19 protein-coding genes and 2 pseudogenes are annotated in these 23,247 nt (G+C 71.0%); 7 read left to right on the forward strand and 14 right to left on the reverse strand.

Translation table 11 applies throughout. From position 1 onward, the window contains the following. Nucleotides 1-144: 144 nt before the first annotated feature. From ABZ193_RS20760 to ABZ193_RS20780, 5 genes are all read right to left on the reverse strand, one after another. Nucleotides 145-1,074, reverse strand: coding sequence for a DUF11 domain-containing protein (locus ABZ193_RS20760; RefSeq protein WP_354711084.1), 930 nt, complete (start codon nt 1,072-1,074; stop codon nt 145-147). Between the two features lie 117 nt (nt 1,075-1,191). Then, nucleotides 1,192-2,322 carry a UDP-N-acetylglucosamine 2-epimerase (non-hydrolyzing) gene (gene wecB, locus ABZ193_RS20765; RefSeq protein WP_354711085.1) on the reverse strand — a complete coding sequence of 377 codons (1,131 nt, stop codon included), beginning with the start codon at nt 2,320-2,322 and terminating at the stop codon, nt 1,192-1,194. Nucleotides 2,323-2,481: 159 nt separating this feature from the next. Then, a complete protein-coding gene (locus tag ABZ193_RS20770) occupies nt 2,482-3,531 on the reverse strand; it encodes a lytic transglycosylase domain-containing protein (protein WP_354711086.1) in 1,050 nt (349 codons plus the stop codon). Between the two features lie 278 nt (nt 3,532-3,809). Further along, nucleotides 3,810-4,895, reverse strand: coding sequence for a PAS domain S-box protein (locus ABZ193_RS20775; RefSeq protein WP_039791298.1), 1,086 nt, complete (start codon nt 4,893-4,895; stop codon nt 3,810-3,812). A gap of 9 nt (nt 4,896-4,904) precedes the next feature. Next, nucleotides 4,905-7,298: an FdhF/YdeP family oxidoreductase gene (locus ABZ193_RS20780; RefSeq protein WP_354711087.1), complete on the reverse strand. Its 2,394-nt coding sequence runs from the start codon at nt 7,296-7,298 to the stop codon at nt 4,905-4,907. 235 nt (nt 7,299-7,533) lie between these two features. Here ABZ193_RS20780 and ABZ193_RS20785 point away from each other — a divergent pair, with 235 nt between their 5' ends. After that, the gene (locus tag ABZ193_RS20785; protein WP_354711088.1) at nt 7,534-7,944 is read left to right on the forward strand and encodes a hypothetical protein; all 411 of its coding nucleotides are present in this window, start codon (nt 7,534-7,536) and stop codon (nt 7,942-7,944) included. 22 nt (nt 7,945-7,966) lie between these two features. Here the strand turns inward: ABZ193_RS20785 and ABZ193_RS20790 are convergent, their stop codons facing one another. From ABZ193_RS20790 to ABZ193_RS20800, 3 genes are read right to left on the reverse strand one after another with little or no spacing between them, the layout of a single operon-like run. Beyond that, nucleotides 7,967-8,455 carry a PaaI family thioesterase gene (locus ABZ193_RS20790; RefSeq protein WP_354711090.1) on the reverse strand — a complete coding sequence of 163 codons (489 nt, stop codon included), beginning with the start codon at nt 8,453-8,455 and terminating at the stop codon, nt 7,967-7,969. Nucleotides 8,456-8,491: 36 nt separating this feature from the next. After that, nucleotides 8,492-9,712 carry a beta-ketoacyl-[acyl-carrier-protein] synthase family protein gene (locus tag ABZ193_RS20795; protein WP_354711091.1) on the reverse strand — a complete coding sequence of 407 codons (1,221 nt, stop codon included), beginning with the start codon at nt 9,710-9,712 and terminating at the stop codon, nt 8,492-8,494. Beyond that, the gene (locus tag ABZ193_RS20800) at nt 9,709-10,089 is read right to left on the reverse strand and encodes a helix-turn-helix domain-containing protein (RefSeq protein WP_237336574.1); all 381 of its coding nucleotides are present in this window, start codon (nt 10,087-10,089) and stop codon (nt 9,709-9,711) included. Before ABZ193_RS20800 ends, ABZ193_RS20795 begins: the two co-directional genes overlap by 4 nt. A gap of 88 nt (nt 10,090-10,177) precedes the next feature. On the opposite strand from ABZ193_RS20800, the gene ABZ193_RS20805 reads away from it, so the two are divergent. Then, complete coding sequence (locus ABZ193_RS20805; protein WP_354711093.1) at nt 10,178-12,949, forward strand: AAA family ATPase; 2,772 nt, start codon at nt 10,178-10,180, stop codon at nt 12,947-12,949. Between the two features lie 90 nt (nt 12,950-13,039). Here the strand turns inward: ABZ193_RS20805 and ABZ193_RS20810 are convergent, their stop codons facing one another. After that, complete coding sequence (locus ABZ193_RS20810) at nt 13,040-14,242, reverse strand: DUF4331 family protein (protein ID WP_354711094.1); 1,203 nt, start codon at nt 14,240-14,242, stop codon at nt 13,040-13,042. Nucleotides 14,243-14,340: 98 nt separating this feature from the next. Here ABZ193_RS20810 and ABZ193_RS20815 point away from each other — a divergent pair, with 98 nt between their 5' ends. After that, nucleotides 14,341-15,558 carry an MFS transporter gene (locus ABZ193_RS20815; RefSeq protein WP_354711096.1) on the forward strand — a complete coding sequence of 406 codons (1,218 nt, stop codon included), beginning with the start codon at nt 14,341-14,343 and terminating at the stop codon, nt 15,556-15,558. A gap of 235 nt (nt 15,559-15,793) precedes the next feature. Here ABZ193_RS20815 and ABZ193_RS20820 read toward each other — a convergent pair. After that, nucleotides 15,794-16,787 (reverse strand): annotated as a pseudogene (locus tag ABZ193_RS20820) (WYL domain-containing protein). 114 nt (nt 16,788-16,901) lie between these two features. Here ABZ193_RS20820 and ABZ193_RS20825 point away from each other — a divergent pair. From ABZ193_RS20825 to ABZ193_RS20840, 4 genes are all read left to right on the forward strand, one after another. After that, the gene (locus ABZ193_RS20825) at nt 16,902-17,363 is read left to right on the forward strand and encodes a VOC family protein (protein WP_020417122.1); all 462 of its coding nucleotides are present in this window, start codon (nt 16,902-16,904) and stop codon (nt 17,361-17,363) included. A gap of 67 nt (nt 17,364-17,430) precedes the next feature. Beyond that, nucleotides 17,431-18,492 carry an aldo/keto reductase gene (locus ABZ193_RS20830; protein WP_354711098.1) on the forward strand — a complete coding sequence of 354 codons (1,062 nt, stop codon included), beginning with the start codon at nt 17,431-17,433 and terminating at the stop codon, nt 18,490-18,492. Then, nucleotides 18,476-19,195, forward strand: coding sequence for a hypothetical protein (locus ABZ193_RS20835; protein ID WP_354711099.1), 720 nt, complete (start codon nt 18,476-18,478; stop codon nt 19,193-19,195). The genes ABZ193_RS20830 and ABZ193_RS20835 overlap by 17 nt, the downstream gene beginning before the upstream one ends. 40 nt (nt 19,196-19,235) lie before the next feature. Further along, complete coding sequence (locus ABZ193_RS20840; protein WP_020417125.1) at nt 19,236-20,006, forward strand: alpha/beta fold hydrolase; 771 nt, start codon at nt 19,236-19,238, stop codon at nt 20,004-20,006. On the opposite strand, the gene ABZ193_RS20845 is transcribed toward ABZ193_RS20840, so the two are convergent. The 4 genes and pseudogenes from ABZ193_RS20845 to ABZ193_RS20860 form a co-directional block, all read right to left on the reverse strand. Next, nucleotides 20,003-20,887 carry an alpha/beta hydrolase gene (locus tag ABZ193_RS20845; protein ID WP_354711101.1) on the reverse strand — a complete coding sequence of 295 codons (885 nt, stop codon included), beginning with the start codon at nt 20,885-20,887 and terminating at the stop codon, nt 20,003-20,005. The two genes, ABZ193_RS20840 and ABZ193_RS20845, sit on opposite strands and share 4 nt — an antisense overlap. A 111-nt stretch (nt 20,888-20,998) precedes the next feature. Then, the gene (locus tag ABZ193_RS20850; protein WP_354711102.1) at nt 20,999-21,649 is read right to left on the reverse strand and encodes a response regulator transcription factor; all 651 of its coding nucleotides are present in this window, start codon (nt 21,647-21,649) and stop codon (nt 20,999-21,001) included. After that, entirely contained in the window at nt 21,646-22,770 is a 1,125-nt protein-coding gene (locus ABZ193_RS20855) for a histidine kinase (RefSeq protein ID WP_354711103.1), read from the reverse strand. The genes ABZ193_RS20850 and ABZ193_RS20855 overlap by 4 nt, the downstream gene beginning before the upstream one ends. Nucleotides 22,771-22,810: 40 nt before the next feature. After that, nucleotides 22,811-23,126 (reverse strand): annotated as a pseudogene (locus ABZ193_RS20860) (hypothetical protein); the annotation flags it as partial. Nucleotides 23,127-23,247: the final 121 nt, after the last annotated feature.

Here is a 23,247-nt window from a genome sequence, read left to right on the forward strand (position 1 = left end):
CTATACCCCATGATAAAACCCCAAACCGACATGCCGCGGCCCCCCCACCACCACCACCCCCGGCCGCCCCGCGTCAACTTCGCGCGTCCCCGGCACGGGCCGCCGGGGGGGCCGCGCCCCCCCGTCGGTCCGCGGTGCGGGAGGTCAGGCCGCCACCCGACGGCGGACCAGCCAGAACGCGGCGCCGCCCAGGCCCAGCGCGGCGCCCACGCCCCCGGCGATCATCGGGACGTTGACCGTCACGATCGCGGCCGAGGTGTTGTTGGCCGGGTCCGGATCCGTCTCGTTCCCACTGACCCGGGCCGTGTTGGTCACCGTCACCGCGTCGGTGCCCGCGGGCACGTCCGCCGCGGTCGCGGTCACCAGGTAGGTCCGGCTCTCCCCCGCGGCAAGCGGCCCACCCGTGCACGTGACCACCCCACCGGCGAGCGAACAGTCCTCCGGAATCTGCACGTCGACCAGACCGGCCGGGACAGGGTCGGTCATGGTGTGCCCGGTCGAGTTCCCCGGGCCGTGGTTGGTGACCACGATGGCGTAGCTGATCCGCTCGCCCTGCTGCACCTGATCCACCGAAGGCTCGGTGCTCTTGGTCACGCCCAGGTCCGCGCACGTCGACGTGTCGTAGGTGTAGGTGGCGGAGAAGTCGCTGATCTCCCACGCCTTGGAGCCGCCGTGGTAGGTCTCCAGGATCATCCAGTACTTGACGTTCCCGGCGGCGAGGTCCGCCGCCGGGACCTCGACGGTGGTCTCCAGGGTCTGGGTGCCGCCGACGGGCATGTCGGGTGTGGTGTTCGTGCCCGGGGCCGTGTCGAAGTCGGTGCCCAGTTTGGCGAACCCGTTCTGCCCGAACCCGGCAGTCGGGCCGAGTAGGTGCACCGTCGACCGCACGGTGACGGTCGCCGTGCCGTCGTCGCAGCCGGGCCGGGGAGCCTGCAGCTTCGCGGCGATCGTGTTGTAGGTCTGGCCGTCCTGGTACGGCTGCGACACCGGGCCCACGCGGAGGGCGCCCGCCGCGGCGGCGGGCATCGCCCCGCCCAGCAGCGCGGCGGCGATCACCCCGCCGGTCAGGGCCATGGCCCAACTTCTTCGTGCCTCCTGTCGAGTTTCGAAACTGCACCAGGAGGACCGTCCGCGATGAGGCGACCTGTCGCGAATGTCCGCTGCCCTACTCCATTTGAAGGGGGCAGCCGCTCAGGAGGCGAACCGGCGGGCGATCTCGGCGACGATGCGTTCGGAGGCGCGGCCGTCGCCGAACGGGGACTCCGCACGGGCGAGCTGGGCGTGCAGGCCGGGCAGGTCGTCGAGCCACTTGCCCGCGGTCTTGCTGATCAGCGGTCCCGGCGAGACGAGCACCGCGAAGTCGCGCATCGCCTCCGGCCGCTCGGTGGAGCGGCGCACCACGATCAAGGGTCGCTTGAGGACAGTGCATTCCTCCTGCAGGCCACCGGAATCCGACACCAGGAGCGCGGCGTGGGCGGCCAGCCCGAGGAACTCCGACGGGCCCAGCGGTCCGGTGACGTCGAGTCCGTCGAGGAAGTGCGCCAGCCCGTGCTGTTCCACCGCCCGCAGAGTACGGGGGTGCAGGGGCAGCACGACACGGCACGGGATGCGGTTCAGCTCGGCCAGGATTGTAGCCAGCGCGGCGGGGTCGTCGGTGTTCTCCGGTCGGTGGATGGTGGCGAGGACGTACCGGTCGGCGACCAGCCCCCGTTCGGCCAGGAGCCGCTCGCGCCGCGCGGGATGGGGCAGCTGCGAGAGCACGGCTTCGACGACGGTGTTGCCGGTGCGGATCACCGAGCTGCCGGAGATTCCCTCCCGGGCGAGGTTGCCGACGTTGTCGTCGGTGGCCGCGCAGAGCAGATCGGACACGTGGTCGGTGACGATCCGGTTGTGCTCCTCGGGCATGGTCCGGTCGAAGCTGCGCAACCCGGCTTCCACGTGCACCACGGGAACCGACCGGGCGTTGCCGGCCAGCGCCCCGGCGACGGTGGCGTTGGTGTCCCCCTGCACGACGACCGCGGCCGGGGTGGCGTCGGCGAACAGGAGGTCGAGCGCCTCCAGCGCCGCGGCGATCTGCCCGGCCCTGGTGGCTCCGCCGACCGCGAACCGGACGTCCGGCAGCGGCAACCCGAGCTCGGTGAAGAACACGTCGGACATGGCTTCGTCGTAGTGCTGTCCGGTGTGGACGATCCGCGCCTTCGGGCCGAGGTGACGGATGATCCCGGCCAGCTTGACGATCTCGGGCCGGGTGCCGAGCACCACCGCCACCCCGCCGTCGGGGAGGGCCGCGATCTCCGCGCTGACTCTGTCCGTTGTGGTCACTGGGGTTTCCTTCCGCCGGGAATCTGTCGCGTTCACCCGGAAGACCTCTCCCGGTGCCCGAACTTCACGGCAGGAGCGGAATTTTCCGGTGATCTCCCCCACCGCGAGGAAGAACACCGCGGCGCCGGAGGTTCTGCCCTCCGGCGCCGCGGTCCCCCCTCATCCGGTGGTGGTGGTCGTTGTCGTGCTGGACCGCGTCGTCCTGCTGGGAGCCGAGCTCGACGACGGGCGCGACGAGGAGGTCGGCGACCGCGTGGAGCTGGTGGTGCTGGAGCTGGACATGGTCGGACTGGTGGGTGTCGTGCTCGTGCTGGGTGTGGTGCTCGTGGCCGGCGCCGTCGTGCTCGGCGCGGGCACCTCGGTCACCTGCGGAGGAGGCGGCGGGGTGGTCACCGGGGGCGGCGCGGGCACGACGGCCGGCACCGCGATGGCCGCCACCGTGCCGCGCGCATACGCGTCGGCGAGGGCGAGCACGAGGTCCACGTAGGCGTCGGAGTGGTTGTACCGGAACACCGCCGCCCGCAACTGCGCCGGATCGGCGAGGTTCCCGCCGCCCGCGCACAGGTACCGCCCGGCCGCGAGCGCCGCGTCGAAGATGTTGTCCGGATCAGCCTTGCGGTCGCCGTTGCCGTCCGCGGCGTAGGCCCGCCACGTCGACGGGATGAACTGCATCGGCCCGACCGCGCGGTCCAGCACGGGGTCGCCGTCGAGCGCGCCGCGATCGGTGTCCGGAATGGACGCGGTGCCGCCCGTGCCGTCCAGTGCCAGACCACGGATCCGCGGCAGCACCGAGCCGTCCTCGTACACCTGGGAGCCGCCGTGGCGGCCGTGGTTGGACTCCACGCGCCCGATCGCGGCGAGCACCGTCCAGCTGAGACCGCACCCGGCAAGCTTGTCCGCGGCCCGGTGGTAGGCGGCCAGCGCGGCGGCGGGAATCCCGGCCCCGAGCGAAACCGGCGACGCCTTGACCCGCGGGCCGGGAAGCGGCAGCGAGGTCGGCGGCGGCAACGACGGCGGCGCGGGCAGGCGCGGCTGCTGGGCAAGAACCTCGTGCGGCCGCCCGACGTCGCCGATCCGGGGCGGTTCGCGCAGGGACAGCGCCTGCGGCACGGTCGTCCCGGTGCCGGAACCATCCACCGGCAGGGCCGTCACGCCCACCAGGGCCAGCCCGGCGCCCAGCAGGCCGGCGGCGCGGGTCACGTGTTTCATTCCGATGCTCGCCCCTCGTGCGTCCGCTTGCCGCGGTGCCCCGCGGCATCCCCCGGCAGCGGCGGTCCCGCTCCGGCTTTCGATGAGAGGACCGGACCACTCGCCGCGGCATCACGCGCACCACCTCCAATCGGGTGAGTCCGGCCGATCGCGGGCCGCTCGAGACGACCGCGAGCCGTGGGAGCTGCGGCGCCCAGCACAGCAAGCACCAGGTCAACGCACCCGCATGCCGGCGGGTCCACGGAACGGGGCCGCCCACGGCACGCCCACCATGGTGGTCATAGTGGAATTTCCGCGGCGACGACGGTGCCGCCCCCGACCGGGGACTCCAGCCGGAACCTCCCGTCGAGTGTGGTCACCCGATCCGCGAGACCGACAAGCCCCGTGCCGGTGCCGCACACGGCGGCGCCGCCAACGCCATCGTCGGTGACCTCGACGAACAGGGTCCCGTCCCGGACCCCGAGCTGGATCGCGACGCGTGTCGCCGCCGCGTGCTTGATCGCGTTGGCGAGAGCTTCGGACACGAAGAAGTACACGTTGGCCTCGACACTCTCTGCCAGCCGCGACGGTGTCGAGCAACGCACCGACACCGGCAGGGGACTGCGCGCGGCGAGCGCGTGCAGGGCCGCGCACAAGCCCCGGGAGGTGAGGATCATCGGATGAATCCCGGCCGCCGCAGCGCGGATGTCCTCGACGGCTGCCACGGCCTCCGCCACGGCCTCGTCCGCCAGCCCGGCCAGCGCCTCGGGCAACGCATCCTTGAGCAGCTGCAGGTGAATGAGCAACGCGACGAGGCGTTGTTGCACGCCGTCGTGAAGATCCCGCGCGGTCCGGCGGCGGATCGCGACGGTCTCCTCCACGATCCGCCGTTGCGCGGCCCGTGACTCCTCGGCACGGATCCGCGCGGTTTCGTGCTCGCGTGAGGCGAGTTCGGCGATCCGGTACTCGGTCATGTCCGTGAACGCGGTCACCACGCCACGGCCGTGTTCGAGCTCCAGCGGTGCCGACCACCACGCGACCGGGAACATCGAACCGTCACGGCGGACCAGCCAGTCGCGATCGGACTGTGTCGGGGCGCCGGTAGCGCGCGGCGCGAGCATCGTGCACTCGTCCGCGGGATAGGGTTTCCCGTCCACCCGCTTGTAGTGCATCGTGTGATGGCTTGACTTCCCCCTGAGCTGCGCGAGATCGTCGTAGCCGACCGCACGGACAGCCGCCGGATTGGCGTAGAGGATCCGGCCGGCCTCGTCACACACCCAGACCGGCTGCGGCACGCACTCGAGGATCGAGGCGAGCAACTGTTCGGTGGAAGCCGTCACGCACCCCAGTCTGCGTCCGCTTCGCGCTGGGGTGCGATGGGTCATTCGACCTGTTCACTCAGCGAATGCGGTTCCCAACGGCAGCTCTCCTGCCCGCGCGTCCCCGCCTCGGGCGGGGACCACCTCCACGATCTGGTGCTTCATCAGCGGCTGCCCGCTGGCGACCGAGAAGTCGCCGAGCGCGCAGAGCACGTTGAGCTCCGGCATGTACCCGCTCACGTTGCCACGCGGGAGGTCGTAGGGCACCGCCCGGTACCCGAAGACCGAACGGGTGCTGCCGTCCCGGGCGAAGCTCGTGATGTCGACCAGGTCGAACTTGGCCAGGCCGCGCTCGGCCATGTCCTCCGGGTTCATGAAGAGCAGCGTCCGCAGGTTGCGCACCCCGCGGTACCGGTCGTTGTCCGAATAGATCGTCGTGTTCCACTGGTCGTGGGAACGCATCGTGGACAACATCAGCCGGCCCGGCGGCAACACGACATCGGGCAGCGGCGCCGCACCGAACTCGGCCCGCCCGCTCCCCGTCAGGAACACCCGCTCCCGCGCGGGTTGCCGGATGCGGAAGCCCAAGGGCATCCGGACCCGGCGGTTGAAGTCCTCGAAGCCCGGCAGGACCTTCGCCATCGTGTCGCGGATCCGGTCGTAGTCCTCGACGTAGCGCTCCCACGGTGTCGCCGAATCCGGCAGGGTCACTCTCGCCATCCCGGCCAGGATCGCGCATTCCGAGCGGAGCTCCGGGGAGGGCGGCCGGCGTGTGCCGTACGAGAGGTGGACCATGCTCATCGAGTCTTCGACGGTGACGCCCTGCTCGCCGCAGCGCTGCACATCCCGCTCGGTCCTTCCCAGGCACGGCAGGATCAGCGCTCGTTTGCCGTGCGCGAGGTGACTGCGGTTGAGTTTCGTGCTGACCTGGACGGTCAGGTCGGTGTTGCGCAGAGCGGCGATCGTGGTGGCGGTGTCGGGCGCGGCCAGCGCGAAGTTCCCGCCCAGCGCGACGAAGACCTTCACCCTGCCCTCCAGCATGGCCTGGATGGTGCCCACCGTGTCCAGCCCGTGCTCGCGCGGCGACTGGATGCCGCACACCTCGTCCAGGCGGGCCAGCAGCTCCTCGTCCGGCCGGTGATCGATTCCGCACGTCCGGTTTCCCTGCACATTGCTGTGTCCCCGCACGGGCGAAACCCCCGCGCCCTCGCGACCCAGGTTGCCCCGGAGCAGCAACAGGTTGACTATCTCACGCACCGTGTCGCAGCCGTGCTCTTGCTGGGTGAGGCCGAGGCACCAGGCGACGATCGTGCGGTGGGCGGTGAGGTAGCGCTCCGCGAGGTCGCGAATCTCCCGCTCCGGCACCCCCGACTGGTGGACCAGCTCGGACCATTCCTGCGCCCGTACCGTCTCCCGGTAAGCGTCGAAGCCATGGGTGTAGCGCTCGATGAACTGCTCGTCGATCGCCGAGGGATCGGTTTCGGCACGCTCCAGCACGGCTTTGGCGACACCCCGCAGGAGGGCCAGGTCTCCGCCGATCCGCGGCTGCACCGTCATCGTGGCGGTCTCGGTGGTCCGGAACGTGCCCATGGCCACGAACTCGTGCGGCACGATGGTGCGCCGCGACGCCGCTTCCACCATGGGGTTGACGTGGACGATCTGCGCGCCGCGGCGATGGGCCTCGGCCAGCGAGGTCAACATCCTGGGCGCGTTGGAGGCGGCGTTGACGCCCATCACGATCAGCAGATCCGCCACGTCCCAGTCGGTGATGTCGCACGTGCCCTTGCCGGTGCCGAGCGCTGCGGTCAGGGCGCGCCCGGAAGCCTCGTGGCACATGTTCGAGCAATCCGGCAGGTTGTTCGTCCCGAACTCGCGCACCCAGAGCTGGTACAGGAAAGTGGCCTCGTTCGACAACCGGCCCGACGTGTAGAACGACGCCTCGTGGGGGCTGTCCAGCCCGCGCAGTGCGGTTCCGACGAGTGTGAAGGCGTCGCTCCAGGAGATCGGGACGTACCGATCGGTTTCGGAGTCGTAGCTGAGCGGCTCTGTCAGCCGGCCCTGGTCCTCCAGTGCGAAATCCGTCCATCCGGCCAGTTCCGTGACGGTGTGCTCGGCGAAGAACGACCGGTCGACCCGCTTGCGGGTCATCTCCCACGTGACGTGCTTGATGCCGTTCTCGCAGATGTCCAGGTGCAGGCCGTTGCGGTCGTCGGGCCAGGCGCAGCCCGGACAGTCGAACCCGCCGTTCTCGTGGTTCATCCGGAGAATCGCGCGAGGAGCGCGCAGGAACTCGCGCGAGCGGACCACGTTCCTGGCGACACTGCGAGCGGCGCCCCAGCCGGCAGTGGGGGCACGGTCATCCGTCTGCGAGAACCCGCCGCCACGGTTCGGTCCGCGTCCGCGCACCGGTGTTCCCGGCGCCCCGCGGCCCAGTTCGTCCGCGGGAACGGCATCCGGTTCTGGCGTCATCGTCTCGTCTCCTCCGGCCCGGCCGTGGTGGGATCGGCACTTCCTCGATCATCGAGGCCGGCGGGCCCGGGCACCATCGCGCGCACCCGACATCGGGCCGTGGGGTTTTCCCGACGCACGGCGGGGCCGGCCCGCTGACGAACGTCGAGCCCGCTCGCTGGAGAACCGCACGGAAGACGCCGGAAGATGGATTGCCCACCTGAGGCGCAGCCTCCCGAGACCAACCGGTGAAGTCATGTGCGAACAGAATCAGAACGTACTGCTCTTCGCGTTTCACGATGCCCGCCGCGCTGCCGACGTGCTGGCGGCCGCGCACCGGCTCCCCGGCCTGCGTGAGGTCGCCGTCGTCGCCTGCACCCGGGCCGGGCAGCTTCGCATCGAACCGCACTGCCCGGACACCGGCCGCAGCGCCGTCCTTGCCCGGGTGCTGGACGCGCTCGCCGCGGCACTCGCCGCGCTGCACGGCGCGGCTGAGCCGCGGACGTTTCCCAGCACAGCGCGGGGAATCGCGGCGTTCGCCGAACTGGTCCGCCCCGGCTGCCCGGTCCTGCTCGTCGCCGCGTGCGACGAGCTTCGGACGGAGATGGCGAGGATCGCCGAACGGTTCCAGGCCGCCCTCTACCACCCCCCGGCCGGCGCTGCCTGATCTGCTCACGCGCGGCGGCGGGTCACCAGACGAGCAGGGAACTCGATCCGGTCGCCACCACCTTCGCGGACCGGTCCCGGATCTCCGCGTCGGCGAAGATCACCCGGCTGCCCGCCTTGGTGACGACCCCGGTCGCCGTGAGGGGGCCGGTGTCGAGAGTGATCGGCCGCAGGTACTTGACCGTGATCTCGATGGAGGTGTAGCGCTGCCCGGCTTTCAAGGTGGTGTGGGCGGAGCAGCCGGCGACGGTGTCCAGCAAGGTGCACGCGAGCCCGCCGTGCACCACCCCGAGCGGGTTGTAGTGCTCGGCGCCGGGGATGCAGGTGAAGACCACGCGTCCGTGGTCGACCTCGACCGGTGTGAAGTTCATGGTGTGCGCGATCGGCGGCGCGGGCAGCTCACCGTCGCGGAGCGCGCGCATCGCGTCGATCCCGTCGAGCTCGGCGATACCCGCGACGACTTCGGCGGGATCGGTCCAGGTGAGGACGCGGCTGGTTCGGTTGTCGTTCACGTTCTCTGCTTTCACGTCGAGGGTGCCGGTGCCCGGCTATGTGGTGAAGACCAGGGCGGTGTTGTGGCCACCGAACCCGAAGGAGTTGCTCAGGGCCGCGCCGAACGCGCCGGGCCTGGGCCGCTCGCGCGTGATGTCGAGGCCGAGCCCGGGTTCGGCGTCGGCCAGCGTCGGGGTCGGCGGCGCGGTCTGGTGGGCGATGGCCAGCACGGTGGCCACCGCTTCGAACGAGCCGGCGCCGCCGAGCAGGTGTCCCGTCATCGACTTCACCGCGGAAACGACGGGCGCGTGTCCGCCGAACACGGTCCGGATCGCGCGTGCCTCGACGATGTCGCCCGCCGGTGTCGAGGTGGCGTGGGCGTTGACGTGGCCGACGTCCTCCGGGGACAGCCCGGCGTCCCGGATGGCCGTCCGCATGGCGCGGATCTGCCCGTCCCCCTGCGGCTCCGGAGCGACCATGTCGTGCGCGTCGGAGGTGATGGCGGCGCCGGCGAGGGTGGCGTGCGGAACACGACCGCGGGCACGGGCGTGTTCCTCGCTCTCGATCACGAGCACGGCCGCGCCCTCCCCCAGGACGAATCCGTCCCGGGCCCGGTCGAACGGGCTCGAGGCGAGGCGCGGTTCGTCGTTCCGGGTGGACATCGCGCGGGCTTGCGCGAAGCCGGCCATCGTCAGCTCGTTGACGCAAGCCTCGGTGCTCCCGGCGATCACGACGTCCGCACGGCCGAGCCGGATCAGGTCCAGGGCGTGGGCGACGGCCTCACCACCGGTGGCGCACGCACTCGCCGGCGTGATGGCGCCCGCTCGCGCGTCGAGATCGATGCTGACGGCCGCGGCGGCGCCGTTGGGCATCATCATCGGGACCATGCGCGGGCTCAGCCGGCGCGGGCCGTGGTCCCGCAGGGCGTTGTGGTTGTCGAGCAGGGTGTTCACCCCGCCGATCCCCGTACCCATGACGACAGCGACACGCTCGGGATCGACGGACGACGCCGACAGCTTCGCGTCCTCCCACGCCTCCCGCGCGGCCACCAGGGCCGCCTGCTCCGCGCGGTCGAGGCGGCGCGCGGCGACGCGATCCAGCTTGGCCGCGGGGTCGACGGCCATGCGGGCGGCGATCCGGGTCGGCAGCGCTGCGGCCCAGTCGTCGTCGAGAAGCGCGATGCCGGAACGTCCGGCCAGAAGCGCGTCCCAGCTGTCCGCGGCGGTCCCGCCCACCGGGCTGATGGCGCCGACTCCGGTGACAACCGCTGCCCTCACGACCGGGCCGCCTTCCGCCGAGCCTCGGCGCCGAAACGCCTCCCCCACACGTCCATCGCCTGCAGGACCGGCACGAGGGCTTCGGCCGCCTCGGTCGGCAGGTACCGCTCACGCACGCGCGAGCCGGGTTCGCGGTAGCTCTCCCGCCGGAGGATGAGGCGTTGCACCAGCGTTTGCAGGCGGTCGCTCAGCACGTCGTGGCTCAACCCGAGCGCCTCCCGGATCTCGGAGAACTTCGTGTTGCCGTTGAGCACCTCCCGGACGATGAGAAGCGACCACTTCTCTCCGATCTGGGCGATGCAGGCGTCCGCACCTCGGTAGAGGTCCGGGGCGGGCCCGGCAGGCTCACCGCCGGCTGGGGTAGCGCGAGAAGTCATGGCGCAACTATAGTCCATCTGAATCCTGGATCCGGATTCAGGAGTGAACCGGGTTCGACGCACCCGCAACCACCCGGAGGTACAGGAGATGAGCGCTTCCGGTGCTGACACGCCGTCCGGCCTCATCGGCCGCGACGCGCTCCTGAACGGTCTCCGGGACTTCGTCCGGCGCAGCGCCCAGGATGGCGAGGCGCGGGCGATCGTGGGCGAGGCGGGCATCGGGAAGACCGCGCTCCTCAAGACCGCCTGCGCGTACGCCGAGGAAGCCGGGATGCGGACACTCCGGGTGACCGGCGCCGAGTTCGAAGCGGAGATCGGCTACGCGGGGCTCCACGCACTGCTCCTGCCGCTCCGGGATGTGGCGGACGATTGTGCGCCTCCACTGCGGGAAGCGCTGCGGGTGGCGCTCGGGCGGCAAGAGGGACCCGCTCCGCGACAGCTGATGGTGTTCAACGCGGTCTTCGAACTGGTCTCCCTGGCCGCCCGGACCAGGCCGGTCCTGTTGTGCGTCGACGACCTCCAGTGGCTCGACCAGGCCACCATCACCGCCATCGGTTTCCTCGCCCGGCGAGTACGGGGCACGTCCGTCGGCGTGCTTGCCGCGTCCCGGTCGGCCCACGTCTTGGCACGCAGTGGCATCCCCGTGGTGCGCATCGGACGGTTGTCGCCGGACCACGCGCGAGAGCTGCTTTCTCGTCGTCGTCCGCCCCTTCCGCCACGGCTGGAGCAACGGGTGCTGTCGGAGGCCGACGGCAACCCGCTCGCACTCCTGGAGCTCGCCCGGTCGGTCTCCGACCTGGCGGATCCCCTGGGCCACCTGCCCGCGGTGCTGCCACTGACGACCAAGTTGGAACGCGCCTTCGCGGTCCGGACCGCCACGCTCCCCGAGCAGGCACGGCAAGCGCTGCTCCGAGTCGCGGTGGACGGCCGCGCGGATCTCCGGCACCTCCTGCACGACGGGTTGACAGTCGATGACCTCGCACCCGCGGAGGCGGCGGACCTCATCGCCGTGGATCGAAGAGCCATGACGGTGGCGTTCAGCCATCCCCTCATCCGGTCCGCGGTCGTCGGGTCCGCCGCGCCGGCGGATCTGCGGCGAGCGCACGCGGCGATCGCGGACCGGCTGGACGACGATCCGGCACGACAGGCGTGGCACCTGTCCGAGGCGACGATCACCCCGGATGAGGACGTCGCCGCGCGCCTCGAAGCGGCAGCCCACGCCTTTCTCGCCCGAGGCGACGCGCCGATGGCCGTCACGCTGCTCATCCGCGCCGCGCGGTTGAGCCCGCTCGGTTCGTCCGCGGCCCGACGGCTCGCCGAGGCGGCATCGCTCGCCGCGCAGGTCACCGGTGACCTGGACGATGCCGCCCGTCTTCTCGACGAGGCACGGCGTCTGAACCCGCGGGTGACGAACTCGCTTCACGCGGCCGCCGCGGCCGCCTACATCACGGTCAACCGTGAGGGCGACGTGGACACCGCGTTCCGGCTCCTCCTCGGGGCGATCGAGTCGGCTTCCTCCGACGCTCCCGGTGAGGAACACGGTGAAGCGCTGACGACTCTGCTTTACCTGAGCTGGTGGGCCGGGCGGGAGGATTACTGGACCTCGTTCCACCGGGCACTCGCGCGGCTCGGGGACCGCGTTCCGCCTCTGCTCCGGATGCTGAGCCTGGCATTCGCCGACCCCGTCCGCCACGGTCCGGCGATCCGGTCCCAGGTGGCGCAGCTCGTCGAACGCAACATCGACGAATACGAGCCCACGCAGATCGTCCGCGTGATGACCTCGGCCATCTACCTCGACATGCTGACCGGGTGCCGGGGAGTGGCGTGGCGGCTGGTCGAAGGCGGCCGTCAGGGCAACGCGGTGCGATCGAGTCTGGGCGCCCTGATGCTTCTCTGCCTCGACGACTTCGCCTCCGGCCGGTGGGACGAAGCCGAGCGACTGGCCGACGAAGGCATCGACCGGTGCCGCGCCCACGGCTACGACTTCCTCGCGTGGTACTTCCTCTACAACAAGGCGTTGCTGGCCGCCGTCCGGGGCGAGCCCGCCACAACGCACGAGTGGACTACCGAGCTCAGCCGTCTGGCCGCCTCCCGCAAGGCCGCCACTCCCGCGCAGTACGGCGCACACCCCCGGACGCTGGCTGCCATCGGGGCGGGCGACTGGGAGTCCGCGTTCCGCCATGCGAGCACGCTGAGTGCCGCCGGAACCTTCGCGCCGCACCGGCCGATCGCGATGTGGGTGGCGTTCGACCTCGTCGAGTCCGCCCTCCGGACAGGACGCGAGGACGCGGCCCGCGCCCACGCCGCAGCGATGGTCGCGAACGACATCGGCGCCGTGTCGCCGCGCATGGCGGTCATCGCCCTCGGTGCGCGGGCGTTGGTCGCCGAGGGCGCCGACGGCGAACAGCTCTTCGAGGAAGCCCTCGCTGTCGACGAAGCCGGCAGATTCCCCTTCGACCTCGCCCGTGTCCAGCTCGCCTACGGGGAGCGGCTGCGCCGGAACCTGCGGTTCGTGCGAGCGAGAGAAGTCCTGCACTTCGCCCTCGAGACTTTCGAACGCCTCGGCGCCGAACCGTGGGCGGCGCGGACGAGACAAGAGCTGCGGGCTGCCCGCGACCCGGAGACGAAAGTGCCCGTCACCGCGCCGGAGAAGGCACTGACCGCGCAGGAAAGAGCGATCGCCGAACTCGCCGCAGCCGGCTTCAGCAACAAGGAGATCGCGCGGCGGCTGTACCTCTCCCCCCGCACCGTGGGTGGCCACCTTTACCGCACCTTCCCCAAGCTCGGGATCTCGACGCGCGCCGCTCTGCGAGATGCGCTCGAGCGCATCGACGACCGGGAAACGGCTCCGGCAGGCTGACCGGAACGGGTTGCGCGGCGGCTGCCGCGCAACCCGTTCCACAGCCCGATCCCGCCGGCCGGTCCCGTTGGGACACCCCCGCGAGGCGGGTCAGCCGACGGCGGGAACAGCGGGAACGTACGGGAACGAGGCCGACGGAGGCTCGACGACCGATTCCTTCCCGATACCGAGGGCGACCGGCGTGTTGGCCGCGATCGAGAACATCACGTCGGGAGCGTTGTCGGTCAGGGCGCGACCGTTCCACTCGGCGAATCCGAAGGAAGCGGGCGTACCGACGTAGTAGGGCAGGACGTTCGGCAGGAGGCGGCTCACCAGCCGCCGCGCGTACCCGTCCGGGTCTTCCGACGTGCCGTGTGCCGCCACGATCCCGGTGATCTTCTTGACCAGAGCACTGCCGTACATCGCCCGGTCGTCCCTCGGACGACCGGTGTTCATGTCGCCACCCAGCCGCTCGTCGAACTGGGCGAAAAGGGGATGGATCATGGGCAAACCGGCGCGGTTGATCGACCGCCAGCCACCGGCGTCCGTGCGCAGGCTCGAGAGAGCCCAGACACCGATCCGGCGGGACACCGGAAGCTCACCGTCCGGCAGCTCGAGCACGATCGAGTACACCGTGTGACCGGCACAGGCGTTGACCGCCGTCCGGGGAGCCCAGCCGTCGACCGTGATCGTCGTGCCGTACTGCACCGCGCGGCCGACAGCGCGCAGCACGGTCGGTTCGATCCAGAACGGGTCACCGGCCTTTCCTGCCCAGATCCGCTCGCCGTTCCGTCCGGGCAACCTCTCGCCGGTGCCACCCTCGCCGGCCAGGATGCCGACCGCGAACGCGTCCGCGGCGTCGGTTCCCGCGATCCGGCGCACCGTGTAGTGCTGCCCGCCGGTGCCGTCCTGCTCCCCGAATGTGAAGCGATAGGTGATCTCCTCGACCGCGTCGCCGTCCAGGTCGATCTTCAGCTCGTACATCCCTTCCGGATGGAATCCGGGGATCGCCGGCCCGTTCAGCGAGTGCGACACGTTGAGAACGAAAGCCGTACCCATAACCCCGCGGAAAACGTACAAATCGGTGATATCGAGGCGAACGTCCTGGCGGGCGGCGGGCGAATCAAGGTGGTGTGACAACGCTTGCTCACCTTCGGTCGAGTGCTGCGGCCGGAAGGCCGCGATCGTCAGTGTGGACGGGGAACCGCAGCACCACCACGTGAATTCGGCCCTATTCGCGTACGAAGGTCTACTCGAGACAAGCAAGGTGGAGTCGTTCGACTCAGGCGAACGGAATGCCGGCAGGGACATCATCGGTACCACCCGACAAAGGAGGAAACACTGATGTCATCTGATCGGAAGTGGGTGCACGCACAGTCGCGCCCCGGAGCCGAGCACGGCGGGGAACAGATTTGAGCAGGCCGACGTTCTCCCGCCGCGGGACGTTCTGGTCCGCGGCTGCCGTTCTCGCCCTCTGCTTGTGGGCCAGCGGCGCACCCAGCGTGCTCTACCCGGTTTACGCCGCCGATTGGGGGCTGCCCTCGGTGGTCACCACGTCGGTGTTCGCGACGTATCCCCTCACCCTGCTCCTCATGCTGCTCTTCGCGGGAGGACTGTCTGATGTGATCGGACGTCGCCGGGCGATGCTGACCGGCATTGTGCTCATCGGCTTCGGCGCCGGGCTCTTCGCGATCGCGACGAACGTCGGAGTCCTCTTCGCCGGACGGGCCGTGCAGGGAATCGGCGTGGGGTTCGCCTTCTCCGCCGCCAGCGCCTCGCTCGTGGAGAACACGGTGTTCACCAGCCCGCGCGCTGCTGGAGCGGTGACGACACTGTCCACCTCGGGCGGGCTGACCCTCTCACTCGTGGTCGGCGGCGCACTCGCCCAGCTGCTGCCGTGGCCGCTGGTGCTCGCCCACGTCGTGCTCGCCGTCGTCGCACTCCTTTCCTTCCTGCTCGTGTACTGCACACCGGACGACCGGCCCGCCGGCTCCCGGTTCCTGCCCGAACTGCCCCGGGCGGCTCCCGGAACCCTGGGCGCGGTCACGACGGCCACTCTCGGGGTCGTTGTCGCCTATGCCGTCGGCGCGGTGTTCATGTCCCTTGGTGCACAAATGGCCCGCCAGCTCGCCGGAACTGGCGACCTGTTCATCACGGGGCTGCTGCTCGGGCTGTCGAGCGCGGTGATCGGGACGACGGCGTTGCTGATCGGCCGTGTTCCGTCGGTGGTCGCGACCCTGATCGGTGCCGTGGTCTCGCTCATCGGCCTGATCCCCATGGTCGTGACCGCCGCGACCGGCTCCTTCGTCCAGTTCCTTCTCTGGTGCGTGATCTCCGGCGCCGGGTACTCGTTCTCGTTCAGCGGCGGGATCAGCCTCGCCGCGAAGGAGTCGCCACCCTCGCACCGCGCACGAACGTTCTCGCTGGTGTACCTGATCGCGTATCTCCTTCAGACTGTGGTGGCGGTGGGCGCGGGCGCGCTGGCGACGGCGCTGGGACTCGCCGCTGCCATCGACTGGATCGCACCCGTCATCGCCGTGCTGTCCGCCGCGCTCCTGGTCGGCTCGCTGGCGGGCATCCGGAAGGCTCGCCAGGGCAAGCTCCAACGCGTTCCAGCACTGACGTCGTGACCGCCGCCGGCAACCCGATCAGGTGCACACGGCGGACCCCGTCCGCGAGGAGCTGGTGACGCCGGCCCGGTGCCGCGCCTGGACCAGGAAAGCACTGGAGCGCCTGAACCGGCTCATTCGCCGCCCGCACCGGCGCCCGCCAAAGGAGTCGCGCCGTTGCGGGTGCCCGCTGAGAACACCCGCGGCTCCGGATGGAGACACGTTCTGCTGGTCGACCGCTTTCAGCCGGTCGCGCTCAGTCCGGTGTCCGTTCGCGGTCGCCGGATGCGCGGGCGGCACGCGCCGCCAGGTCGGCGAACGCCGCACGCAGCTGCGGTGGGCCGATCACCTCGATCTCGGCGTCGAACCGCGCCAGCCCGGCCGCGAGCGCGGCCCAGGACCACGCTCCGCTCAGCAGCCTGGTCCGTCCCGGCGCGACCTCCTCGACGACGCCGTCACCGGCGAACGGTGCCACGTCGGCGACGGGCAGGTCGAGGATCACCGCACCCCGGCACGGCCACACGTCGGCGGTGGCGGAGCCCTTGAACCGGGCGGCGAGGAACGTCGCGACGTCACCGCCGGGAACCTTCCGCGGGGTGAACCGCGGCCCGTTCGGCACGCGCAACTCCATCCGGTCGGCCCGGTAGATCCGCCAGTCCGCACGCGCGGCGTCCCAGCCGACCAGGTACCACCGTCCGTTCCGCACGACCAGGTGGTGCGGCTGCACCCGCCGCACCGGACGCGACTCGGCCACGCGGGACGGCGACGCGTAGTCGAACCGCACCTCCTCGGTCGCCCGGATCGCCGAGCTCAGCGCGAGCAGCACGTCCGTGCCGACCTGGGTGGGGCTCCCGGCCGGGGTGATCTCGAGCAGGTCGGCGCGCTGCCGCAGACGCGCGGGCATCACCTGGCGCACGGTGGCGAGCGCACGGGCCGCGGCCTCCTCGATGCCGGCGCCGGTCCCCGACGGCGATCCGCAGCGCCACCGCGAGCGCCACCGCCTGCTCCTCGTCGAACAGCAACGGCGGCATCTGACTACCGCCTTCGAGCCGGTAACCGCCTTCGGGCCCCTTGATCGCCTTGACGGGGTAACCGAGTTCACGCAACCGGTCGACGTCGCGGCGCACGGTCCGTTCGCTGACGCCCAGGCGGCCGGCGAGCAGAGCGCCCGGCCAGTCCCGGCGGACCTGCAGCAGGGACAGCAGCGAAAGGAGGCGACCCGAGGTCGCCGCCGCGGAAGCGGTCGGCATGAATCGATGATGCCACCAGAAGAGGACGATCCCTGGCCGCTACCGCTGAGACAGTGGTTCTCGTCGCCGGAAACTCCCGACGACGAGAACCACTCACAAAGGACCGGAAAAGCCATGTCGCTCAACGCTGTCGCCCACCTGAACTTCACCGGCCAGGCCCGCGCCGCACTGGAGTTCTATCAGTCGGTCTTCGGTGGACAGACCACCGTCGTCACCTACGGCGACTTCGGCATGCCCGCCGGGCTGCCCGATGCCACCAAGGTCGTCTTCGGCCAGCTCACCGCCGACAACGGCTTCCGGGTGATGGCCTACGACGTGCCCGGCACCGACGGGCCCGCCGTTCCGGCCACCCCGGCCACCCGACGCGAAAACGGCACCACCCTCACCACGGAGCGCTTTTTCCTGTCCGTCCGCGGCGAGACCGTGGACGAGGTCTCGCCCGTGTGGAAGGGCCTCGCCGAAGGCGCCGCGATCGTCGAAGAATTCGGGCCCTCCCAGTGGGCGCCCGCCTTCGGCATGCTGACCGACCGGTTCGGCGTCACCTGGATCATCGACGTCGCGACCGCGCACGCCTGACTCACCACCCGCTCGCCGCGGGGGACGGCCGGTCCGGCCGTTCCCCGCGACCTGAAGGAGAAGCTCTTTGCAGACCCGTCCCCTCGGCCGCACCGGCATCCAGGTCAGCACCTACACCCTGGGCACGATGATGTTCGGCCCGTACGGCAACCCCGACCCCGAAGCGTGCGTCCGCATCGTCCACCGCGCGCTCGACGGCGGCATCAACACCATCGACACCGCCGACGTCTACGGCGACGGCGAAACCGAGCGGATCGTCGGGAAGGCCCTGCGCGGCCGTCGCGACGACGTCGTCCTCGCCACCAAGGGCAACGGGGCGATGGGCCCCGGCGCGAACCAGCGTGGCAACTCCCGCCGCTGGATCATCTCGGCCGTCGAAGGGTCGTTGCGCCGGCTCGGCGTCGACCACCTCGACCTCTACCAGCTCCACCACCCCGAGCCCGGCACCGACATCGAGGAGCCGATGAGCGCGCTGACCGATCTGCTGCGGGCGGGCAAGGTGCGGGCGATCGGCCACTCCAACCTGCCGGCCTCGGAGATCGTCGAAGCCCAATGGGTGGCGCAGCGGCGGGGGCTGGCCCGGTTCCGCACCGAGCAGCTGCACTACTCCATCCTCAACCGCGGTGTGGAAAACGAGATCCTGCCGGTGTGCCGGCGCTACGAGATGGGTGTCCTCGTCTGGAGCCCCTTGTCGATGGGACTGCTCACCGGCCGGTACCGCAAGAACGGTACAGCGGAGGTTTCGGCAGGCCGGATGCACTGGGTGCCCAGGCACATGACCGACGAACGCAAGATCGACGCCGTCGAGGCCCTCCTCCCCATCGCCGGCCAGGCCGGAATCCCGTTGCGGCACATGGCGATGGCGTTCACCACGGCCCACCCCGCGGTCACCTCGGCGACCATCGGCCCGCGCACGGAGGAACAACTGGACGACCTGCTCGCCGGAGCCGGCACCCAGCTCGGCGACGACCTCCTGGACCGGATCGACGAGATCGTCCCGCCCGGCACCGGCCTCGGACCGGTGGACGTGGCCTACGAGCCGCCGCACCTCAGGCATCCGCAACTCCGTCGCCGCGGCGCCGCGGCCCCGGGGCAGCCGTACACTGTTCCTGGTGAGCGGAAACGCTGAACCTGGCTCTCTACTGTCCCGCTTCACCCCGCCGCGGCGGCGGACGTTCGCCCCCTGGTACGTGACACGCCTGCGGTCGCATTTTCTGCTGGTCGACCGCTTTCAGCCGGTCGCGGTCAGCATGAGCACGAACGGGCGCGTGGTGGATGTCGTGTCTTGGGCGTCGTCGGCCGCCGCGCCGGAGGAGCCGGGCTGGCCCAATCGCCGGGTCGTGCCGGGTGAAGACCGGTTGCTGGTGCAGGATCTGCCGGACGGTGCAGGTGTCGTGCTCGAGGTGACCGCCGACGGCCGGCTGGACCTGCCCGAGCACATCCCGGCCGCCATGGGCGACGAACTGGCGTTCGTCTGCGTGCAGCGCGCCGACAAGCGCCCCTGGAACTTCGAGCCGGAAACGCAGCCGTGGATGGTGCAGGCCCGGAACACGCTCTGCGCAGGCAAGTGGAGCTCTCGTCGTACCTGTCGTACTCGCTGTCAGGCCTTCCTGCAGGAGTTCCAAGCGGTGAATCCCGAGTTGACCATTCACGGCGACGTGGCCGCCGGGGACGTGACCGTCGGCCTGACTTTCGGGCTTCCCCACTTGCCTGACGTCCGGTTCCGGCGCCGCGACCACCCCTTCGACGAAGGAAGACCTCCTCAGCGGGCTGATCGACGCCCTGGCGCCACACGCACCCGGCCTCACGGACGTCTAGTGGGCGGTGCGTAGGGTCACCACTGGCGGCACCATTCAGCGAGAACGGAGAGGTATGGACGACCGGGTGATCGCGCCGGATGGCACTCCGCTCGCGGTGCAGCGCCGGGGCAGCGGGCCGCCCCTCGTGCTGCTCGCCGGGCAGGCCAACAATCACACCTGGTGGGACTCCGCCCGCGCCGACTTCGCCCGCACCACCATCACGATGGACTACCGCGGCACCGGCGCCAGCGGCAAACCCGACGTGCCCTACTCGACCCCGCTGTTCGCCGACGACGTCATCGCCGTGCTGGACGGGCTCGGCATCGAGCAGGCCGACGTGTACGGCACCTCGATGGGCGGCCGGGTGGCGCAGTGGCTGGCGATCCGCCACCCCCACCGGGTGCGCCGGCTCGTGCTCGGCTGCGCCTCCCCGGGCGGACCGCACGCCGTCGAGCGGTCGGCCGAGGTGCGCCGCGCCCTGCTGCGGCCGGACGCCCGCGAGACGCTGGCCGACCTGATGTACACGCCGGGATGGCGGGCGACCCACCCCGGCCCGTACCGCACGCTCGGCGACCCGTCGATGCCCCCGCACGCCCGCAAACACCACCTGCGGGCCAGCGACCAGCACGACGCCTGGGACGCCCTCCCCCAGATCACCGCCCCGACGCTCGTCCTGCACGGCGAAGACGACCGGCTCACCCCCGCCACCAACGCCACCCTGCTCGCCCAGCGCATCCCCGGCGCCCGCCTGCACGTCTTCCCCGGCGCGCGCCACGCCTACTTCGAGGAATGCCGCCCCCAAGCCAGCACCCTCGTCACCGACTTCCTCACCGCAGAAGACTAGGCATCAGCGGCAACGCGCTCGATAGCCTGCACCGCGATGTCGGGCTGGTCGACGTAGATGTAGTGCCCGCTGTTCGCCGCCGTGACCGGGTTGCTGTCGCTGGACAGCTTCAGCCACTTGTCCTGCCCCGCGGCCCACGCCTTCTCCAGCGCGGCGCCGTACTCGGGGACGGCGGCGAGGTAGGGCTGCCCGTGCCGGATCACCTCCACCGGGATGTCCCCCGCATCACCCACCTCCCCGTCCTGCATGGTCAGCAGCTCCGGGTTCTCGCCGCCGTAGACCGCCAGGCTCTGCGCGCGCAGCTCGGCCGCCGGGCCGGTGGCCGACTCCGGAATCGCCGCCGTGGTGTCGCCGATGATGGTCGACGGCGTGGCGTCCATCAGCACGAGCCCCGCGACCCGGTCGCGGTGGGCGGGCGCGTAGCGGGCGGCGATCAGCCCGCCCAGCGAGTGCCCGGCCAGCACCACGGGACTGTCGCCGGCGACCCGGTCCAGCACCCCGGTGAGGATCCGGCCCGCGCTGTCGAACGTCTGCGGCCCGCCCGGCTGGTCACTCGCGCCCTCGCCGAGCCGGTCGTAGGAACAGACCCGGCCCTTCGCGCTCAGCGTCTGCTGGAACCCGGCCAGCTTGTCCAGACCATCGCCGAGCCCCGCCAGCAGGACGACGACCGGCCGGTCTTCCATCTCGGTACCGGAACAGGACACGTTCACCGAACGGCCGTCGACGGTGATCTTCGTCGTGCCGGAGATCGGCTCCGGACCGGCGGCCGCCGACGTCGGGGCGTCCGACGACTCGGCGGCCTCGTCGCACCCGGCCAGCACCGGCCCGGCCAGGGCGCACAGCAGCGCGGCGACAGCGGTTGACTTGATGTTGCGGAACATTCAGTTCTCCAGTGGGAATCTTCGATCAGCGCCACGCACGCTAGAGGTGCGGAGGGGTGCGAAAGATCCCCGCGGAGTGGACATTCGCGGGTAGCTCGCGCGGGGGACAGATCAGTCCGCCAGGCCGTGCCGATAGGCGTAGACCACGGCCTGCACACGGTCCCGCAGGTCGAGCTTGGTAAGAATCCGCGAAACGTAGGTCTTCACGGTCTCCTGGCTGAGCACCAGCGCCGCGGCGATCTCGCTGTTGGACCGGCCGTCGGCGATCAGACGCAGAACCTCCAGCTCACGCGGGGTCAGCGGGGTCTCCTCGGCGGTGTCCTGCGGCGGGCGGATCCGCGCGGCGAACCGGCCGATGAGCCGGCGGGTCACCTCCGGGGCCACCAAAGCGGCTCCCGTCGCGACGGTGCGGATGCCGTGCAGCAGCTGTGCTGGCGGCGCGTCTTTCAGGAGGAACCCGCTCGCGCCGGCGCGCAGCGCCTCATAGACGTATTCGTCGAGGTTGAACGTGGTCACCACGAGCACCTTGACCGGCTGAGCCACCCCGGCGCCGGCCAGCAGACGGGTCGCCTCGATGCCGTCGAGGACTGGCATCCGCACGTCCATCACCACGACGTCCGGCCGCAGCCGGGCAGCGAGGTCGACGGCGGTGCGGCCGTCGCCGCACTCGCCGGCCACCTCGAGATCGGGCTGGGCGTCGATGATCGTGGTGAACCCGGCGCGGATCAGCGCCTGGTCGTCACACACCAGGACGCGAGTCATGACGCGCTGCCGGCCGGAATCCGGGCCTGCACCACGAACCCGCCGTCGTCCTGCCGGGCGGTCCGGAATTCACCGCCGAGCCCGCCGACCCGTTCGCGAAGCCCGGCCAGTCCCCGCCCGCTGCCACCGACCGGCGCGGTCACCGAACCCGCGCTGTCGGTGGCGACCTCGACCGTGATCTCCCGCTTCCCGTGCCGCACCAGGACGCTGGTGCGGCTGCCGTGGGCGTACTTGAGCGCGTTGGTCAACGCCTCTTGCACGACGCGGTATGCCGTCGCTCCGGCGGCGCCGGTGGGCGGGCCGCCTTCCTCGGTGTACTCCACCGGCTGGCCGGCTTGCCGAGCCTGCTCCACGAGCGCGCGCACATCGCTCCGCGGCTCGTGCTGGGGGGCGAGCACGTCGAGCAGCTGCCGCAGATCGGTGATGGCCTGCCGGCCGGAACCGGTGACGGCGGACAGCGCCTGGTCGAGGCGATCACCGGTCAGGTACCGCGCCGCCTCGGTCTGCACGACCATCGCCGTCACGTGGTGGGTGACGACGTCGTGCAGTTCCCGGGCGATGCGAGTGCGTTCGGCGAGGCGGGCGGTCTCGGCGGCGTGCAGACGGCGTTCCGCTTCCGCGGCCCGGGACTGGCGCAGCCTGCTGCCGATGCCCCAGAGCAGAACCAGGGCCAGGTAGAACGACACGAACCCGGCCACGCCTTCGGCCGGCTCGGGACCGGAGAGGGCGATGGCCAGCGGGACGTAGGCCACCGAGGCCACGATCGCGGCCGTCCACCGCCACCGGTCCAGGTGCGCCCCGGCGCTGATCAGGGCGATCGGCAGCGCGGTCCCCGCGACCGTGTGGTACCCGTGCAACTGGTCGAGCGCGAACCCCGTCGACACCAGCGCGAGGCAGGCGGCGGGCAGGCGCCTGCGGACGATCAGCGGAAGGCATTCGAGGGCGACCACCGCGACGCCCAGCGCGTCCAGGGGACGGTCCGGGACGTCGCCGAGCCGGGTGCCGTTGTTCTGCAGCGCGGGGATCAGCGACGGCAGAAGCAGCACCAGCGCGAGCGGCGCGTCGCGGACCGTGACGTCGAAGCGCCACCACCGATCCGCACTGCGTCGGACGACGATCACGGGAGGAGAGTAGTGGCCCCGGGGAGGACGTCGTTCAGTGGCTGCCGTCGGAGTCGGCGACGGCGGTGACGTCGACCAGGCGGGCGAAGACGACCATCGCGGTGATCGAGCCGGCCACCACGCCGATCGCGAGGTTCGCGGCCATCGCGATGTCGGACACCACCGGCTCCAGCACCAGGCACAGGACCATCAGGAACACCCCGGCCAGGAAGGTCGACAGCCGGGTGCGCGCGCCACCGGGCCGGACGTTGATCATCGTCTGGCCGATCATCGTCCGGCACGCCCGGGACCGGCAGCGAAGAGGGCAGCGCGCCCTTGTCCCCCACCGTCGGCACCGCGATGCCGGCCGCGATGGTCCTGTCCGCTCGGCCACCTCGCCGATCTGCATCCGCTCGCCCCCACCAGGTCGTTCCACCGCGATTTCCCCGTGAACACACCCCACTTCGCGATCTCTTGACCTCGACCATACTGGAGGTT

Source organism: Amycolatopsis sp. NPDC006125 (genome assembly GCF_040614195.1).
In the GTDB taxonomy this organism is placed as follows: Bacteria; Actinomycetota; Actinomycetes; order Mycobacteriales; family Pseudonocardiaceae; genus Amycolatopsis_E; species Amycolatopsis_E tucumanensis.